General features: G+C 55.7%; 13 protein-coding genes and 1 pseudogene. 6 read left to right on the top strand and 8 right to left on the bottom strand.

The genetic code is table 11. From position 1 onward, the window contains the following. Nucleotides 1-24 precede the first annotated feature (24 nt). The gene (locus ACLI4M_RS11735; RefSeq protein ID WP_133624930.1) at nt 25-663 is read right to left on the bottom strand and encodes an RpiB/LacA/LacB family sugar-phosphate isomerase; all 639 of its coding nucleotides are present in this window, start codon (nt 661-663) and stop codon (nt 25-27) included. Nucleotides 664-866: 203 nt separating this feature from the next. On the opposite strand from ACLI4M_RS11735, the gene hglS reads away from it, so the two are divergent. Beyond that, nucleotides 867-2,201, top strand: a complete 1,335-nt coding sequence (gene hglS, locus ACLI4M_RS11740; protein WP_133624929.1) for a 2-oxoadipate dioxygenase/decarboxylase HglS — start codon at nt 867-869, stop codon at nt 2,199-2,201. A 95-nt stretch (nt 2,202-2,296) separates the two neighbouring features. Here hglS and ACLI4M_RS11745 read toward each other — a convergent pair whose 3' ends face one another. After that, nucleotides 2,297-3,109: a Cof-type HAD-IIB family hydrolase gene (locus tag ACLI4M_RS11745; RefSeq protein ID WP_133625139.1), complete on the bottom strand. Its 813-nt coding sequence runs from the start codon at nt 3,107-3,109 to the stop codon at nt 2,297-2,299. Between the two features lie 314 nt (nt 3,110-3,423). Between ACLI4M_RS11745 and ACLI4M_RS11750 the strand changes: the two genes are divergently transcribed. Then, nucleotides 3,424-4,161: a DeoR/GlpR family DNA-binding transcription regulator gene (locus tag ACLI4M_RS11750; RefSeq protein WP_133624928.1), complete on the top strand. Its 738-nt coding sequence runs from the start codon at nt 3,424-3,426 to the stop codon at nt 4,159-4,161. A gap of 253 nt (nt 4,162-4,414) precedes the next feature. Continuing rightward, nucleotides 4,415-5,080, top strand: coding sequence for a fructose-6-phosphate aldolase (gene fsa / locus ACLI4M_RS11755; RefSeq protein WP_133624927.1), 666 nt, complete (start codon nt 4,415-4,417; stop codon nt 5,078-5,080). Nucleotides 5,081-5,085: 5 nt separating this feature from the next. Here the strand turns inward: fsa and ACLI4M_RS11760 are convergent, their stop codons facing one another. Beyond that, nucleotides 5,086-5,583 (bottom strand): MarR family winged helix-turn-helix transcriptional regulator, encoded by a 498-nt coding sequence (locus ACLI4M_RS11760; RefSeq protein ID WP_133624926.1) that lies wholly within the window; start codon nt 5,581-5,583, stop codon nt 5,086-5,088. A 187-nt stretch (nt 5,584-5,770) separates the two neighbouring features. On the opposite strand from ACLI4M_RS11760, the gene ACLI4M_RS11765 reads away from it, so the two are divergent. Then, on the top strand, nt 5,771-6,631 hold the full coding sequence (locus ACLI4M_RS11765; protein WP_253538086.1) for an EamA family transporter: 861 nt from the start codon (nt 5,771-5,773) through the stop codon (nt 6,629-6,631). Here the strand turns inward: ACLI4M_RS11765 and ACLI4M_RS11770 are convergent. Further along, nucleotides 6,576-7,805 carry an MFS transporter gene (locus ACLI4M_RS11770; protein WP_048917484.1) on the bottom strand — a complete coding sequence of 410 codons (1,230 nt, stop codon included), beginning with the start codon at nt 7,803-7,805 and terminating at the stop codon, nt 6,576-6,578. The genes ACLI4M_RS11765 and ACLI4M_RS11770 overlap by 56 nt on opposite strands. Nucleotides 7,806-7,905: 100 nt before the next feature. Here ACLI4M_RS11770 and ACLI4M_RS11775 point away from each other — a divergent pair, with 100 nt between their 5' ends. Next, the gene (locus tag ACLI4M_RS11775; protein WP_133624925.1) at nt 7,906-8,844 is read left to right on the top strand and encodes a LysR family transcriptional regulator; all 939 of its coding nucleotides are present in this window, start codon (nt 7,906-7,908) and stop codon (nt 8,842-8,844) included. A 35-nt stretch (nt 8,845-8,879) separates the two neighbouring features. Here the strand turns inward: ACLI4M_RS11775 and ACLI4M_RS11780 are convergent, their stop codons facing one another. Beyond that, nucleotides 8,880-11,000: a TonB-dependent siderophore receptor gene (locus tag ACLI4M_RS11780; protein ID WP_133624924.1), complete on the bottom strand. Its 2,121-nt coding sequence runs from the start codon at nt 10,998-11,000 to the stop codon at nt 8,880-8,882. Nucleotides 11,001-11,490: 490 nt separating this feature from the next. Here ACLI4M_RS11780 and ACLI4M_RS11785 point away from each other — a divergent pair, with 490 nt between their 5' ends. Then, nucleotides 11,491-11,682, top strand: a complete 192-nt coding sequence (locus tag ACLI4M_RS11785; RefSeq protein ID WP_166643201.1) for a type I toxin-antitoxin system SymE family toxin — start codon at nt 11,491-11,493, stop codon at nt 11,680-11,682. Between the two features lie 946 nt (nt 11,683-12,628). Here ACLI4M_RS11785 and ACLI4M_RS11790 read toward each other — a convergent pair. The 3 genes and pseudogenes from ACLI4M_RS11790 to ACLI4M_RS11800 form a co-directional block, all read right to left on the bottom strand. After that, nucleotides 12,629-13,123 carry a DUF2569 domain-containing protein gene (locus ACLI4M_RS11790; RefSeq protein ID WP_133624923.1) on the bottom strand — a complete coding sequence of 165 codons (495 nt, stop codon included), beginning with the start codon at nt 13,121-13,123 and terminating at the stop codon, nt 12,629-12,631. A gap of 70 nt (nt 13,124-13,193) precedes the next feature. Further along, on the bottom strand, nt 13,194-13,541 hold the full coding sequence (locus tag ACLI4M_RS11795) for a hypothetical protein (protein WP_133624922.1): 348 nt from the start codon (nt 13,539-13,541) through the stop codon (nt 13,194-13,196). Nucleotides 13,542-13,562: 21 nt separating this feature from the next. After that, nucleotides 13,563-13,667, bottom strand: a pseudogene (locus tag ACLI4M_RS11800) (hemolysin); the annotation flags it as partial. Nucleotides 13,668-13,721: the final 54 nt, after the last annotated feature.

Below are 13,721 nucleotides of genomic sequence, written 5' to 3' on the forward strand. Positions count from 1 at the left end.
GACCGTTCTGGTCCGCTTCTCTCTCTAACGCAGACGTTCCTGCACAAAATCACGGATGCTGCTCTCCTGACAGTGTTCAAAGAAGCAGTGCTGGAAGCGTTCCCCGGAAATCGCCGTTTTCACCAGCTCCGGGTCAATGGCGCGCAGCGTATCGAGATAGTTATCTTTGATCACCGCGGCCTTCACCTTGTTGAGGATCCCGGCGTTGCGCACCTGTGGCTCTTTGCGCTCCGGTGGGTAACCCTGACCTTTGGCACCGGCGAAGGCCTTCTCAAAGATAAAGCGCAGGTTCAGCTCCGCGCCCCAGCCAAAACCTTTAGCGAACGGCAGCGACAGCGCATTGCCATTGTTGATCTGGGCAAATAAATAGGCATCCGCCGGGTCGATGCAGTAGCCGCACACCACGCCGGGGTGAATATTGAGAGAGACCAGCGCGCCCTGACCGGTGCCGCACCCGGCGATGACAAAATCCACGGCTTTTGAATTCAGTAGCAGGCTGGCCATAATCCCCAGGTGGATGTAGGTCAGGTGGTGATCCTGCTCATCGCTCATGCCGACGTTATACACCGGAAAGTCCTGCTGGGCGGCAACCTGCTGCAGTTCATTCAGCACGATGGCGTTCTTCGCGGCCTGGCTGTTTTCCATCATCAATGCAATTTTCATCCGGTCTCTCCTGATTAAGCGGGTCGTGATGTCAGGTGAGTGTAGTGCGACCCGCCGAAGAGCTCAAGTAAAAGTAAAACAGCGTTTCATTTTTGTGATTTGGCTATCTCATCCCGCGACGAGATCAAATTCTGTGATGAAACTATCACTTAGCTCGCAGCGGCATGACTATCCTGCGGGTGGGACTTTTCAGGAGAACAGTAATGAGCGACCGGTTTATCAGCGCGGACCATATTCGTGACCGCTTTTCCAAAGCGATGTCGGCGATGTACCAGACGGAAGTTCCTCAATATGGCACGCTGTTGCAGCTGGTGCGTGAGGTGAATCAACAGGTTTTACAGCAGCACCCTGAGCAGCTGGCAGCGGCGCAGTGGCAGCAGGAAGTGGAGCGGCTAAGCGTGGAGCGTCACGGCGCTATCCGCGTCGGCAGCGCGCAGGAGTTAGCGACGCTGCGCCAGGTGTTTGCGGTGATGGGCATGTCGGCGGTCGGCTATTACGACCTGTCGGCGGCGGGCGTGCCGGTGCACTCCACCGCGTTCCGCCCGGTGGAAGAGCGCGCGCTGCAGATCAATCCATTTCGCGTGTTTACCTCGCTGCTGCGCCTGGAGCTGATTAGCGATGACGCGCTGCGCCAGCGGGTCAGTGAGATCCTGCAACAGCGCGATATCTTTACGCCGCGCCTGCGCGAGCTGCTGGCGCAGTGGCAGCAGGAGGGCGGGCTGAGGGATGATGATGCCGATGAGTTTGTGCGCCAGGCGCTGGAAACGTTCCGCTGGCACCAGCAGGCCTCGGTCGATCTCAGCACCTATAACACCCTGCTGGCGCAGCACCGGCTGATCGCCGACGTGGTCTGCTTCCGCGGGCCGCATATCAACCATCTGACGCCGCGCACGCTGGATATTGACCGCGTGCAGCAGCTGATGCCGGAGTATGGCATCACGCCGAAGGAGACCATAGAAGGACCGCCAGCGCGCAGCTGCCCGATCCTGCTGCGTCAGACCAGTTTTAAAGCCCTGAACGAGGCGATTGATTTCAGCGACCGCACGGCCGGCACGCATACGGCGCGCTTTGGCGAGATTGAGCAGCGCGGCGTGGCGTTAACCCGTAAAGGACGCGCGCTGTACGACCGCCTGCTGCGCGAGGCCGCAGCGGAAAAACACAGCGATAACGCCAGCCATCAGCAGCATCTCAGCGCGGTGTTCGCTGCCTTCCCGGATGATGCCGCAACCTTACGGCGCGAGCAGCTGGCGTGGTATCGCTACCGGCGTAATCAGCAGGTCAGCGCGCAGCCGGGCGAAGATCTGGAGAGCCTGATTGCCCGTGGCGCGGTGACGGCCGAGCCGATTATCTACGAGGATTTTTTGCCGGTGAGTGCGGCAGGGATTTTCCAGTCGAATCTGGGCAGCGATGCCAGTTCAGTGGGCAGCGGCAACCCCAGCCAGGCGGAATTTGAACGGGCGCTGGGCGTGGCCGTGATTGATGAGTTCAGCCTGTACCAGCAGCTGCAGCAGGACTCAATCGATAATTTGTTCCGTTAAGGGGCACGCCCACCACGGGGCGAGCGGAAAAATGGTCGGCCCCTGCAACAAACTGCCTTCGTAGGGGCGGACCTTCTTTTTCGGTCAGCCCGCTTTTAATGGCTAAACGGATGGCTCCCGGTCAGCACGCGCTCAATCACATTGAGCGCGCCTTGCTGATTGTTACTCTCGGTGTGATACCCCGCGACCTTTTTCACGCCGGGCTGGGCATTATCCATGGCAAAGCCAAAGCCGGCGTGGGCCACCATTTCGATATCATTGCCGCTGTCGCCGACCGCCACCACTTCCTCATCGGCAATCTGCCACTGACGCTGCAGCAGCTTCAGCCCGTGGGCTTTATGTACGCCGGGTATGATCAGGTCGACAAAGCCAAAGCCGCTGGAAACCGGGGTGACGATACCCTCCAGCGCATCCCCGATATGCGCCATCAGCTCGGGGATCTTCTCGTCATTCAGATTCAGGGAGAACTTAAAGATGGTGTCATCCAGCGCGGCAAAATTCTCGCGCAGTTCAAGGCGATGATAATGCTTAGCCATCAGCGCCAGCAGCGGTTGCGGGGTGGTATCAAGCATGTACGCGCTGCGCGGTCCGCACACCACGGCATGAATATAGGGAATGCCCGCCAGCACTTCCAGCACGCGCCGCAGATGCGCATCGCTGAGCGCACCACAAAACAGCGTTTTACCCTTATCCACGATATTCGCCCCATTTTCGGCGATAAAAGCGATCTCATCGCGGATTTCTGGGAAGAAGCTAATCAGCTGGTAATACTGGTTGCCGCTGGCCACCACAAACTTGATTCCCCGCTGCTTTAGCTGCTGATACTGCTGTAAAAATCGCGCTTTGTTATAGCGCTTATTATCGTCGAGAAAGGTGCCGTCCATATCCACAGCAATCATTTTAATCATCACGCCAGCCCCAGGTTGAAATAAACAGAAGATAAACCCTGCCTATCATCGGGGAAAAACATACCGTGAAAAAGAGGTCGTTTTTGCCGATGGCTTCCCCTTTTCAACCGCAAAACAGGCTGTTATCCGACGCCGGTAGCGATTTTATTCCCCCTGACAGGGCATCAGCAGCACAAGAGGATAGGTTAGAAATATCTGAGTAAAAAAAGAGGCATCGAACAGCGCCGTGGAAAGAGATTGTGAATCCGCAACGGCTTTCATAATATGAAAATCACGCTTTATTTTGAAACATCCTGTCACGTCATGGAGCAGAAATGAAAGAGAGACAGCGGCGCATTCTCGACCGGGTAGAAGAGAAAGGTAAAGTCAGCATCAGCGAGCTGGCGCGTCTGTCCGGGGTTTCCGGGGTGACGATCCGTAAAGATCTCGCGGAGCTGGAGAGTCTGCACTATCTGAGCCGCGCCCACGGTTATGCGGTGTCGCTGAACGACCTCAGCGAACGCGTCAGCAGCAACTTCACCACCAAAGAGGCGATGGCAAAACGGGCGCTGACGCTGCTGGAGGAGGGCGATACGCTGTTTATTGAAGCGGGCAGCAGCAATGCGCATTTCGCCCGTGAGATTGGCCGCTCCGGGCTGGATGTCATGGTGGTCACGCCCTGCGTTTATGTGGCTAATGAACTGAAAAACTGCCATCAGGATGTGGTGCTGATCGGTGGCGTGCTGCAAAAACGCAGCGAGTGCCTCGTCGGGCCGCTGACGCATCTGTGCATCAATAACATCAATTTTAACAAGGTATTCATCGGCATTGATGGCTACCACCCGAACTATGGCTTCACCGGCCGCGATATTATGCGCGCAGAGAATATCCGCCTGGCAATTGAGAAAGGCGTGCAGAACTTTGTCATCGCCGAGTCGGCGAAATTCGGCAAGCTGTTCCCCTATAACGTGGCGAAGCACAGCGATATCGACACGGTGATTACCGATGCGGGCCTGCTGCTGAACGTCGAAACGGCGCTGACGCAGCAGGGCGTGACGGTGATGAAAGCCTGACGCTTTCATAAAACGTAGCCTGAGTGACTCAATCCTGCCGCAGATGAAAGCGCGCTTTCACTTATTGCAGGCGGCAGTGGATGTAACACCATTAATCAGTTAATTTCCATAGAGATACATCGCCATTCGCGCATTTAATTTGTGCATGTGGAAGCGTGATGGCGATCAAATTTAGCCACCAGGATTTCATTTATCTTGCTGTGAAACAAAATAGCTTTCATTTGAAAGGTAAACTGGCTTCCCGGAGGGTGTGATGGAATTTTATTTAGATACCGCTGACGTCGGCGTGGTGAAACGCCTGGCGGCGATCCTGCCGATCAAAGGGGTCACCACCAATCCCAGCATTGTGGCACGCAGCAGGCGTCTGCTCAGCAGCGTGCTGCAGGAGCTGGTCTCAATCCTGCCTGCTGACAGTACGCTGTTTGCTCAGGTGATCGCCCACGATGCCGCGGCGATGGTGGATGAGGCGCTGCAGCTGCGCGAAGCGGTGCCGGGACTGGTGGTGAAAGTGCCGGTGACGCATCAGGGGCTGACGGCGATTAAAGCGCTGACGCAGCAGAATATCCCGACCCTGGGCACGGCTGTATACGGTGCCGGACAGGGGTTTTACGCGGCGCTGGCCGGGGCGAGCTATATCGCGCCCTATGTGAACCGCATCGATGCGCAGGGCGGAGACGGTATTGCGCTGGTGAAGGAGCTGCAAACCCTGCTCGGGCTGCACTGCCCGCACAGTAAAGTGCTGGCGGCCAGCTTCCGCACGCCGCGCCAGGTGCTCGACTGTATGCTGGCGGGCTGCCAGGCGATCACCGTCGATCCCGACGTGGCCGAGCTGTTCCTGCTCGATCCGGCGGTCGACAGCGCGCTGCAGCGCTTCGATCAGGACTGGTCTGCGGCCTACGGTAGCCTGCAGCTGTCGTAGATCTCTTACTCGCTGGCGAGGTGCTGTTCCAGCTTCGCCAGCAGCGCCACCAGCTGCTGCTGCTCATCATCACTCAGGGCGGTCAGCATCGCTCTCTCATTTGCCACATGCTTGCCCACCAGCTCATCAATCAGCTGAAAACCGCTGTCGGTCAACTGCACGTGCACCGAACGGCGGTCGCCAACAATCGGCACGCGGATAAGGTGGCCGTGCTTCTCCAGGCGATCGAGGCGGCTGGTTAGCGTGCTGTTGTTGATCATCAGGGCGCTGACAATCTGCGACGGGTTCAGTGCGTAGGGCGCGCCGCTGCGGCGCAGGGTAGCGAGAATATCGAATTCGCTGCTGGAGAGCCCGTACTGGCTGAACAGCTGCTGGATTTTCAGCCCGGCGAAATAGCGGGTGCGGCCGAGCTGACCAATCACCCGCATGGGCGCGACATCGAGGTCCGGGCGCTCCTGCTGCCACTGCGCAATGATGGTGTCGATAGGCATCTGTGAACTCATCTTTCTGATATTCCTTCTTATTTTTTTACTGTCACTCGCATGCTTGCGCCAAAGTAGCATAATTTGGGCAAAAATATCATCCGCGGATATTTCACTTTCGAAATACTTTGACTGATTTATAACGCTGTCGTACTTTACGATCTCGTAATAAATTCGGCCTGTCGCCGGATAATGCGCGGAGTGCAAAATGATAGCGTTACGACACCTGGCGTTTCTCGCCCCCTGCGTGTGGGGCTCCACCTACTATGTCACTACCCAGTTTTTACCGGATGATAAGCCGCTGCTGGCGGCACTGATCCGCGCGCTGCCCGCCGGGCTGATCCTGATTTGTGGGGCACGCCTGCCGGAGTGGCGCTGGCTGCTGCGGCTGCTGGTGCTGGGTGCGCTGAATATCGGCCTGTTCTTTATCCTGCTGTTTTCTGCAGCCTATCGCGTACCGGGTGGGGTGGTGGCGCTGATTGGGGCGCTGCAACCGCTGGCGGTGATCGCGCTCTCCAGCCTGCTGCTTGCGCAGCGCGCCAGCAGAAGCCAGCTGCTGGCGGCCGGGCTGGGGGCGGTGGGCGTTTTTCTGCTGATTGCGCTGCCTTCAGGACGGCTCGATCCCGTCGGGCTGCTGGCGGCGTTTCTCGCCACCCTGAGCATGGGCAGCGGGCTGGTCTTAACGAAAAAGTGGGGCAGGCCCCCACGGATGAGCATGATGACGTTTACCGGCTGGCAGCTGCTGGCCGGTGGACTGGTGGTGCTGCCCGCCCAGCTGCTGACGGAGTCCTTGCCGTCAGCGCTGACCCTGACCAATCTGCTTGGCTATGCCTGGGTGGCGATCCCCGGTTCGCTGTGCGCCTACTGGCTGTGGTTTGCCGGCGCCGAAGCAAACCCCCCGGTGGTGATGTCGCTGCTGGGGTTGCTCAGCCCGCTGGTGGCGCTGATCATCGGCTATGCGCTGCTCGACCAGACGCTGAACGCCAGCCAGCGGGTGGGTGCGCTGCTGATTTTCAGCGTGGTGCTGATGGTGCAGTGGGGCAACGCGCGGCGCGTCCCTGCATCCTGACAATAAAGCTGCCCGCGCCTGCCAGCGTCAGCAGCGCCACCACGCCAGGCCAGCCCGCTTTTTCCAGCATCAGGCTGCCGAGCGCTGAACCTATTGCCATGCCAATAAACACCCCGGTGAACATCAGCGCATTGAGACGGCTGCGGGCGGCCGGTTCCAGGCCGAAAATCAGCGTCTGGTGCGATACCAGCGTAGCCTGCACGCCGAAATCAAAGCCGATGGCGGAGATGACAATCAGCGCCAGCTGGGCAGGTACCGGCAGCAGCGGCAGTAAGAACAGCGCCGCGAAGGAGACGGTCGCCAGCGCGGTGCTGAACTGCGTCACCAGCGCCGGGCCGCGGCGGTCTGCCATGGCGCCCGCCAGCGGAGCCGCCAGCGCACCGGCAGCGCCGGCGAGGCCAAATGCTCCCGCCGTGGCGCTGCCAAGCCCGTAGTGGTTATGCAGCATAACCGCCAGCGTCGACCAGAAAGCGCTGAATCCAACCGACAGCAGCCCCTGCGCCAGCGCGGCGCGGCGCAGTTCGCCATGCTGGCGCCAGAGATGGCGCATTGAGGCCAGCAGCGCCGGGTAGCTCAGACTGGTGCTCGGGGCGATATGCGGCAGGCGGCGCCATAAAATCAGCGTCATCATCAGCACCAGCGCCGCCGCGAGGATAAACATCACGCGCCAGCCAAAAACCTGCGCGACCAGCCCGCTCACCACGCGCGACAGCAGAATGCCAAGCAGCAGCCCGGTCATCACCGTGCCGACGGTTTTACCGCGCTGCGCTTCCGGTGACAGGCTGGCCGAGGCCGGAACAATATCCTGCGCCATGGTCGCGGTAATACCAATGGCCAGGCTGGCAGCCAGCAGCACCATGATGTTGCCCGCGGCGGCGCTCAGCAGCAGCGCCAGCGTCAGCAGCACGCCCTTGATGGTGATGATGGTGCGGCGATCGTGACGGTCGCCCAGCGGAGCCAGCAGTAAGATACCCAGCGCGTAGCCCATCTGCGTCAGCGTCGGCACCAGGCCGCTGGCGGTGACGCTGGCGTGCAGATCGCCGGATAAAATCGCCAGCATCGGCTGGCTGTAATAGATGGATGCCACGCTAAAGCCCGCGCCGCTGGCTAACATCAGCACGGTGCGGCCGCTGAGCGGTGGAGGAGTGAGTGATGCGCCGGAGAGGGTCGACATGTTGTGTAGCCTGTTAGTCAGTAGTGGATGCCGCTATTGTCCGCTGCGCAGGTGACGCTGGGTAGTCGCCTGGCGAGTAAAACTGTTATACGATGAGCGTATGAACAAATCTTCTCTTGCTGGCACGGACCGTATAGAACTGATGCAGACCTTCGTGCGCATCGTTGAAGCAGGCAGCCTGTCTGCGGCGGCCGCGCGTCTGGAAACCAGCCAGCCGACCATCAGCCGCCGCCTGCAGGCGCTGGAAAAGCTGCTCGGCCTGAAGCTGGTGCAGCGCACCACGCACGTCATGAAGCTGACCGAGGACGGCGAACGCTGCTATGCGCATGCCAAAACGCTGCTGGAGAGCTGGCAGGGGATCGAGGACGATCTGCGCGGCGTCACCGAGGAGCCGCAGGGCGTGCTGCGCGTGCTGGCTCCGCACGCCTTTGGTCAGGACCAGATGATCGCTCCGCTGCAATCCTATCTGCAGCGTTACCCCAAAATGACCGTCGACTGGATGCTGAGCGACCGCCGCCCGGACTTTATTGCCGAGGGTATCGACTGCGCGGTGCACGTCGGCCCGGTAACCGATCCGTCGGTGGTGGCCCTGCTGGTGGCGGAAGTGCCGCGTATTGTGATCGGCACCCCGGCGCTGCTGGCACAGCGGCCGCTGCCGCGCCATCCCCAGCAGCTGCAGGACCTGCCGTGGCTGTCGCTGAGTATTTTCTATCGCCACAGCGTGACGCTCAGCCATGAGCAGAGCGGGGAGATGCAACGTTTTGATATTCAGCCACGCCTGATGACCGACAGCCTGTACGCGCTGCGCAATGCGGCGCTGGCTGGGATGGGGGTGGGCATTGCCTCGTCCTGGGTGGTGGCAGAGGATATTGCGCGCGGTGAGCTGCTGCATCTGGCCCCCGAGTGGCAGGCTTCCGCGCTGCCGGTTTATCTGGTTTATCCGCATGCGCGCTACTACCCGGCGCGTTTACGCATGTTTCTGGCGCTGATGAAAGAGGTCATGCCGGCACTGAGCGGGACTCAGCACCCGGGAAGATAGAAGGGCGCCCGTCAGAAGCGCCCGTTAAGCGGTGATTAGAAGCTGTAGCTGACGCCCGCCTGCCAGGTACGGTCGCGGCCGATCCAGCAGTTATTGGTGTCGTAGCAGGTGAAGGTCTCTTTGTTGGTCAGGTTCTGCGCGCTGACTTTCAGCGTGACGCCCGACAGCGTTGCGTCCACTGCCGCCATATTGTAGGACAGCGCCATATCAAACAGCGTGGTGCCGCCCAGTTTGCCCTGATCGTTGGCCAGCGAAATCTCCATCGGACCGGTATAACGCGCACCGCCACCGACGGTCAGACCGCGCAGCACGCTGCTGTCGAAGGTATAATCCCCCCAAACGTTAAATGCATTCTCGGCCACCTGGGTAGGGCGCTTGCCCTGGTATTTATCATCTTTGGTATTCAGCGCGTGGGTATAGGCGTAGTTGGCGATGATAGTGATATTGTCGGTTGGGCGGGCGTTCAGCGACACTTCGGCCCCCTTCGACTCCACTTCCCCGGTTTGACGATAGTTCAGATAGCTGAGATCGGAAGTCAGCACGTTTTTCTGGCGGATAGTAAACACCGAGGCTGTCAGGGTGGTGGCATAGTCAGCCAGCAGGTATTTCACACCGCCTTCCAGCTGGCGGCTGGTAGTGGGTTTGGCGCTGGTCAGATTGCCGGTTGGCGACACGGGCAGGAAACCTTCGGAGTAGCTGATAAACGGCGCGATACCGTTATCGAAGGTGTAAAGCGCGCCGAGGCGTTTGGTCAGACGATGCTGTTCAACCCAGCTCTTATCGTTGTTGCTCAGAGAGTTGGTATTGGTTGAACGGTAGTCGTCATAGCGCAGTCCGGCGATCAGGCTTAGCTGGTCAAACTCGATTTGGTCCTGGAAGTAGTAGCCGGTCTGATTGTAGCTCAGGCGATTTTTCTGCGCGGTATACAACCCCAGAGCGGACTCTGACACCAGGTTGTAATCCGGGTGCAGCATATCGATATCCGGTGATTTCTGCGAGGCGTACTGATAGTTAAAGTGCGAGTCCAGGCGCTGGTGATCGATACCGACCATCAGATGGTTTTTAACGTCGCCGATATCTACCTGTTTGGTGAGCTGATTATCGATATTAAAGCTGCGCAGGTCTTCGTCGGTGGTGTAGGCAAAGCGCGGCAGGATAATGCTGTCCGCCGTCTGCGTCATGCTACCGGTGGCGTAGATGCTGCGCTGATGGGTATCGACATCGAAGTAGCGTGCTTTCTGCGCGAAGCCCCAGCCGCTGTCAAACTCATGTTCAAAACTGTAGCCAACGGACCACTGGCGCTGCTTAAAGCCGCTCCAGTTATCACCGGAGTAATCACGGCGGGAAGCGTGCCCCGAACGCAGATAAGCCATCGGCAGCGGATTAGACGGCGTCAGGCTTGGGATATCCTGGTACTGGGCATCAAGGGTCAGACGCGTTTTATCCGATGTCTGCCAGGTCACGGAAGGGGCCAGCAGGTAATTTTCTGATTGAGTGGAATGTGGCTGATCGTCGCCCGCGCTGGCCTTGCCGATAAAGCGGTAACTCCAGTCGCTGTCGGCAATCGCACCGGTACTGTCGATATAGCCTTCACGCAGGTTGCGGCTACCCGAATTAAAGCCCACTTCGGTTTGCTGCTCGCGCTGCGGTTTTTTACTCTGAATGTTGACCAGGCCGCCCGGCGATCCGTTGCCGTACAGCACAGAGGCCGGGCCTTTCAGGATATCCACGTGATCGATCAGGATCGGGTCAATATTGGCTTTAGTATTACCGGTGACGTTATACGGCAGCTGCAAGCCGTCGTAGAAGGTGTTATCGACGGTGAAACCGCGAATTTTGTACTCGCTCATATAGCTGGTCGAGCCGCGGGTTTCTGTCGACACGCCAGGCGCATAGCGCAGGATCTCATTCAGCGAGTTGGCATGGCGCTGGCTAATTTCCCTGCTGCTGACGCTGTTAATCACCTGCGGTGTTTTACTCTCCGGCACTGCCGACTTAGTGGCGCTGTTGGTGTAAGCCGGCAGGGTGGCTGCGGAGCCGTCACCGGAGGCACTGACCACGAGGGTGTCATCGGCGCTGGCGGCAAAAGCGGAAGAACTGAAGATGCTGGTGATAAGCACGGCAAGAAGGCACGGCTTAAAAGTAAACGTTTTCATGGTTGCCATTATGATAATGTGAAAGATAACGACAATTATTATCATTAGCGATTCAAAAACAATAAGGCGGTGAAAATAAAAACGGCAGGGAGGTTGATTGCGGGTGGCAGTTGGCGACTCAGTGAAAGCCGCATCTCACCTTCAGGCGGTTAAGCTCCTTCTCCTTGTCGAAGATGGGGAAGAGTGTCTGGCTGGCGTGCGCCACGTCCGATACCGGCACATCCTTAGTATGAAAGTGGTGGTTTTTTCAAAAAATTAATCACGCGAAAAAATAGTAAACTTTCATCAAAATATGAAAGGCGCGCCGCAGTTAATTTCAGCGTTTTCAGCGTTTTCAGCGATTTTACAGAGATGCAGGCGTATATTTGTACAGTAGTTAACAGCGAAAGATGGGTACAAAGATAGAGTAATAAAGAGTTATTAAACGCGGACTGAAGGTGCGTCAACACCAGCAGCCCGCTTACCACAGCAACTATACAAGGTAGTTATCATGGCTAAGCGCGATTGTAAGTCAGAACCGCAGGCAACTGAAGTACCGCAACCGACCCACCGCTGTGAGTTTCATAGCAGCGCCCTGCATCATGGGCTGTTTTTACGCGGAGAGTGGCTGGAGCAGGCGGGATTTATAACTTTCACGATAAAGCTTGTAGACTTAAAAGATGATTCTTTGCTTTGTCGATAAGATTTATGAACTCATCATAATTAAATTCAAAAATATCATCATCATTAGGATAAATAAGCACGCTTAAAGAATGTCTATCTTCAGATAGACAGATTTCACCCCACTGACACGATTAAATGATAACTCAACATAAAGATCATCTCTATCCGTAGAACTTCCTGCGCTATATTCCAGCATGATATTAACTCCATATTATTTAGATGGTTCACTGAAACCAATCAATCGTGAACCATCGGCATTAAATCTCAATGCACGGCCGTCAGGTGCAGTGGCTTCAACTACTGTAACCTTCTGTTTATTCTCAAAACAACTCTACTTTGAACTTTCGCATTAGGATTACTCAAGATCTCATTCACGATTGATTGAGCCTCTTGATTCAATACAGCAGCTTTCTGGCTGGTATATGAATATACCGAACCTTCTCTGCCACCATGTTTCTGTAAAGCACGCCCAGCATCAGTTAAACCATTTCTGTTAGGAGCCGATGCCGGGCTGCCTGATACTGATGGTACAACCGTTCACGCCGTAACCGGAGATTATGTATACGCTGAAGAAGGTCTGTAAGCTGTCGGCCCGTAAGCAGCAGCAGGTAACAGAGTTGGTCGAGGTGGTCAGCGGGCGGCAGATACAGAGCGGAAACAGGCTGGGGTATAGATAAAAATCCCGACATCGCGGCCGGGATTTGTTTTGCCTAAAGGTTAATGAAAATCGTCTTGTGTGAGCTGTTTACCCGTCGGGATGACTTCATTTTTATCAAAAGACAAAAGATTTTCTTTATCATAAAGCTTTATTGAGAACCCATAAAGTATCCCATCCTCTTCACTTATTCCCATAATTGCCTATATATATCTTGTTTTTTTCTTTGCAGTCAGTGGATATTTCCACTTCCTGGTAAAACCAATCTTATTTTCCACGAAAGCTTACCTTAGTTATTCCTGAGTGACCATTAGCGTATAAATGTTCTCTTCACCCTAACTGATATCAGGAAATAGGGGATCCAGACCGCAGCATGAATAACCTTCTGTGCGATTCGTTTTATATCAGCAGCGTTAACCTCAATCTGTAAAAAATGATCCGCTAGCCAAAGATCTGAAAGGTCAACCGCGATGGCTGTGATAAGTAGAGTGATATAGTACAGGGGGAGAGTGCGCTTTTTTCTGAAAAATAAGCTTCCGAGATAGATGCTACCAGTCACCAGAGCTAGCATCATAGCTGTTTCGTAAATTAATAGTGATTTTAACGTGTTGCTTATATTTTTGTAGTTAAACATCAATATATTCAAATTGTTTACAAAACTAGCTGTATAGAGGCAGCCGTTCAAAATCAGTGCGGTTAATGGGAACCACAGCCAGCCGCCAATTTTACTGAGCTCTTTTTTCTCACAGGCTGCGCAGTAATCAGATTCACTAATCGCGGGCTGGTCGCACTTGATACATTCCATTTTTTTGGATCTCCTATTCAAATTGTCTAATGTTTTAGTTAAATACAATTGGTGGGCATAAAGAGTGCCGCTATTTTGTGGCGCTATCAATGTAGTTGTAGCTGTTTAATACTCCTGCGCTGTTTAAATTCAACGACAGAATCTGATCTTTATCATTATTAAACGGGATGAAAAAATAGATGCGGCGATCTGTTCGGGTGGATTTGTAAATCCAGGTGTTCATCTTGTTGTATTCTACAGGAAAAGCCGGTACGCCCAGAAGTAGTAAAATATCCTTTTTTGTGGTGCTGCCAGCAGTTAACTTTTCCTTTATCGTGGTTTCTGTATAACCGTCAAGAGCGTTGGTGCGTGTTCTGTCAATATTCGCCATACAGCCTGAAAGAAATATGGCAAGTATGAATGTTAAAACGTTTTTCATTACTTAATTATCTCTTCAACGTAAATGCCCCTGCGTCCTAGCGATGTCCGCCGCCTGGCTGCCGATATCGCCGATAAGCTGCGCCTCCTTCAGGCGGTGCTGCTCCTTCTCCTTGTCGAAGATGGGAAAGCGCGCCGCAAATTTCCTTAGTTTTTTTTCGACGATTAGTCAACATTTCGG

This window comes from Erwinia sp. LJJL01 (genome assembly GCF_047300805.2).
Taxonomy (GTDB): domain Bacteria; phylum Pseudomonadota; class Gammaproteobacteria; order Enterobacterales; family Enterobacteriaceae; genus Erwinia; species Erwinia aphidicola.

Bases quoted from the DNA above. Each gene is read 5' to 3' on its own strand.
- hglS (WP_133624929.1), top strand. From the start codon at position 867: ATGAGCGACCGGTTTATCAGCGCGGACCATATTCGTGACCGCTTTTCC.
- ACLI4M_RS11750 (WP_133624928.1), top strand. From the start codon at position 3,424: ATGAAAGAGAGACAGCGGCGCATTCTCGACCGGGTAGAAGAGAAAGGT.
- ACLI4M_RS11765 (WP_253538086.1), top strand. From the start codon at position 5,771: ATGATAGCGTTACGACACCTGGCGTTTCTCGCCCCCTGCGTGTGGGGC.
- ACLI4M_RS11780 (WP_133624924.1), bottom strand. From the start codon at position 11,000: ATGAAAACGTTTACTTTTAAGCCGTGCCTTCTTGCCGTGCTTATCACC.
- ACLI4M_RS11735 (WP_133624930.1), bottom strand. From the start codon at position 663: ATGAAAATTGCATTGATGATGGAAAACAGCCAGGCCGCGAAGAACGCC.
- ACLI4M_RS11795 (WP_133624922.1), bottom strand. From the start codon at position 13,541: ATGAAAAACGTTTTAACATTCATACTTGCCATATTTCTTTCAGGCTGT.
- fsa (WP_133624927.1), top strand. From the start codon at position 4,415: ATGGAATTTTATTTAGATACCGCTGACGTCGGCGTGGTGAAACGCCTG.
- ACLI4M_RS11790 (WP_133624923.1), bottom strand. From the start codon at position 13,123: ATGGAATGTATCAAGTGCGACCAGCCCGCGATTAGTGAATCTGATTAC.
- ACLI4M_RS11785 (WP_166643201.1), top strand. From the start codon at position 11,491: ATGGCTAAGCGCGATTGTAAGTCAGAACCGCAGGCAACTGAAGTACCG.
- ACLI4M_RS11760 (WP_133624926.1), bottom strand. From the start codon at position 5,583: ATGAGTTCACAGATGCCTATCGACACCATCATTGCGCAGTGGCAGCAG.
- ACLI4M_RS11745 (WP_133625139.1), bottom strand. From the start codon at position 3,109: ATGATTAAAATGATTGCTGTGGATATGGACGGCACCTTTCTCGACGAT.
- ACLI4M_RS11775 (WP_133624925.1), top strand. From the start codon at position 7,906: ATGAACAAATCTTCTCTTGCTGGCACGGACCGTATAGAACTGATGCAG.
- ACLI4M_RS11770 (WP_048917484.1), bottom strand. From the start codon at position 7,805: ATGTCGACCCTCTCCGGCGCATCACTCACTCCTCCACCGCTCAGCGGC.